This is a genomic window from Sedimentitalea todarodis, from assembly GCF_032595355.1.
Taxonomy (GTDB): Bacteria; Pseudomonadota; Alphaproteobacteria; order Rhodobacterales; family Rhodobacteraceae; genus Sedimentitalea; species Sedimentitalea todarodis.
In genome coordinates this window covers 1-2,745 of record NZ_JASMWN010000068.1, presented here as the reverse complement: position 1 = coordinate 2,745, position 2,745 = coordinate 1, and the positions used below count along the sequence as shown (strand labels likewise).

The 2,745-nt window shown below is 54.3% G+C and carries 2 protein-coding genes; both read left to right on the top strand.

Features of this window, described 5'->3' with window-relative positions:
• Positions 1 to 432: 432 nt before the first annotated feature.
• Positions 433 to 1,005, top strand: coding sequence for a pyridoxamine 5'-phosphate oxidase family protein (locus QO231_RS25905; protein ID WP_316783146.1), 573 nt, complete (start codon positions 433 to 435; stop codon positions 1,003 to 1,005).
• Between the two features lie 316 nt (positions 1,006 to 1,321).
• On the top strand, positions 1,322 to 2,593 hold the full coding sequence (locus QO231_RS25900) for a tetratricopeptide repeat protein (RefSeq protein WP_316783143.1): 1,272 nt from the start codon (positions 1,322 to 1,324) through the stop codon (positions 2,591 to 2,593).
• The last annotated feature ends 152 nt before the right edge of the window (positions 2,594 to 2,745 follow it).

Here is a 2,745-nt window from a genome sequence, read left to right as displayed (position 1 = left end):
TCAACCGAGGCAAAATCACCTCGATCAACAGCAAACTCTCAACTTCACAATCCGCGAAACAAATCCCGACTACGCGCAACCCACGTCACAAGCGCCCATATCGCGAAGCGATTTAGTGCATTGGGCCGTCCCTTGCAGCCGGCCGACGCCAATCCTGGGCCGATGCTGCGGCGCATCCGAGGATGGCAGTGAGCCCTGACCGGAAGTGTCAGAATCTTGCCGCACGCGTTCGCAGCACCGATTTTTCTGCGTAGGCAAAAAAACTCGATGACGCGGCGCGGCGTCGACTTCGGCCATTCGTGGGCCGCGCAGCGAAATTTTTTCAGGCAATACACAGGGTGCGGACGGAGCCGACACTCAGAATGCATGAAAGTGTGGTAGTCTGGCATCAGCCTACTGGGAGGGTCGAAGATGTCAGAGCAATCAACCAGCATGTTTCACGATGGTCACCGCGAGTTGCAGGACAGGTTCGATGGCCGCCGAATGGCAGATGCATTGGAAAAGCATCGGCGGTTTTCCGAGTTTCGTGAGCAAGACGTCAACTTCATAGAAAATGCAGAGTTCTTTTTCATTGCTACGGCACACGGACAAAGTGTTGACTGTTCCTTTCGGGGCGGTGCGCCCGGATTTGTGCGTGTCACAGGTCCGACGCAATTGGAGTGGGCGGATTTTGATGGAAACTCGATGTATCGCAGCCTCGGTAATGTATTGAAATCACCGCGAATCGGACTTCTATTCATTGAATTTAGCGCTCAGCCAAAGCGTCTGCGCGTCAATGGCAATTGCACTCTTGTCGACGGCCCAACGAAGGAAGGCCACAAGATGACCGTGCGTGTTGACGCCGACGAGATATTCCCAAACTGTCCGCGCTATATCCCCGATTTGAACAAAGCTGCGGCTTCCTCCTTCATACCGGACGAGACCGGGGCGAGCGCCAAACCAGAATGGAAAAACGCCGAGGACTTGCGCGATGCACTTCCGGCAAAGGACCCGCACCGTCAATAACTGCATAGCTAATCGGTGATGTTGATTTATGTCTCCTTGGGGCTCTCTGCCGCCGAATGGCTTGTGCGGAAAGCCTCAGGTTGAAGCCGGAACGGAACCAGCCGTCGGAAAATTACAGCAAGCTGTTAATCTCATGTCGTTTCACGAAAAGCACGTTCATTGACATTTCACGAGCAGTGGTTCGCGCCGCAGGCGGCGAAATCCTAGTGCGAGCCCATTGTTCTGAATGCTGTGCGACTGATCAACGACCGCTTTTGCGAAGTCACAGACTTTTCGTGCGGTTTGCTGTAGCATTGGCTCAAACATGGTGCTGGGGATGAAAGACAGATACGGATATTCGCTTTCTACGAACTCGCAAAAGGCCAGAGATGCGTATGTTCTTGGCCTTGATCGGTTCCTCGGTGCCGAGATCGGAGTTGAAGCCGCGCTCGAACTGGCGACCCAAGAAGACGAAGGCTTCGCCCTCCCACATGTCGTATTGGCTCGTTATCGGCAGCTCGTCGGAGATAGGGCTGGTGCGCAACAATCACTTCATCTCGCCAAACAATGCGACCGGCCGCTGACGGAACGGGAAGCGCGGCAGATCAAGATCATCAGCCTTTTGATTGACGGCAAAAACGCCGCTGGATATCAGGCCGCGCGAGATCAATTGCAAGAATATCCCCGTGATGTGATGATCGCGCAAGCCTGTCTGGGCGTCCTGAGTCTGATCGGATTCAGTGGCGAGCCGGGACGCGAAGCCGAGAACCTTGCGCTGGCTGAGATACTTGAACCCCATTATGGCGATGACTGGTGGCTCCAAGGTCTGTTGGGGTTCGCGCAAGTCGAGGTCGGCCAATTCCACCGTGCCGAAAAGAGCATTGAAAAATCACTGACGGCCAATCCGCGAAATGCGCATGGTGCGCATTTTCGATCACATCTCTATTATGAAACAGGCCAGACAGAAGCGGGTTATGCATTCATCACGGACTGGCAACGTTCCTATCAAAAAGAGGGCCAAATGCATTGCCATATCGCTTGGCATATTGCGCTTTGGGCATTGGCCCGTGGCGATACGGATGAGATGTGGCGCATTGTCGACCGGGATATCGATCCGCGCGGGGCATGGGGGCCTCCGCTAAATGTTATGGTTGATCTGGCGGCGGTTCAATATCGGGCGGAGCTTTCGGGTGTAGAGGTTCCTCAAGAACGGTGGCAGATCGTTTGCGACTATGCCGCAGAGAAGTTTCCGAACCCCGGCTTGGGTTTTGCGGATGCACATGCAGCACTTGGATATGCGATGGCAGGAAGATCCGAGGAACTTCAACGGATCATTGTAGGTGCCAAGGGACCGGCAGCCGACCTTGTGCGATATCTGGCTGAGGCATTCGGTGCCATCGCTGATCAGAACTGGTCGGATGCGAATGACCTTTTGACAAAATCGCTTTGGGATCACGCGCGGCTTGGTGGCAGTCGCGCGCAGCGTGATTTGATAGAATATGCGTCAGTCGGTGTCCTGCTGCGGTTGGGGCGTCATGACGAAGCGCGTAGGCAACTTGCCATGCATCGCCCCAACGCAATTATCGGAAATGCCGTTAAGGGCATCTGACAATAACTTTTCCCAAGCAGACCTTGGCGCTAGCGCAGCGAAAACTCACTTCTCTAATCGGGCGTTTGGGTCAAGTTTATTTCATCTTTTGATTTCCGTGCTGTAGGGATCATTGTCTCTCATCCGGGTCACACTTCTCTTCGCAGTCATTG

Bases quoted from the DNA above. Each gene is read 5' to 3' on its own strand.
- QO231_RS25900 (WP_316783143.1), top strand. From the start codon at position 1,322: ATGAAAGACAGATACGGATATTCGCTTTCTACGAACTCGCAAAAGGCC.
- QO231_RS25905 (WP_316783146.1), top strand. From the start codon at position 433: ATGTTTCACGATGGTCACCGCGAGTTGCAGGACAGGTTCGATGGCCGC.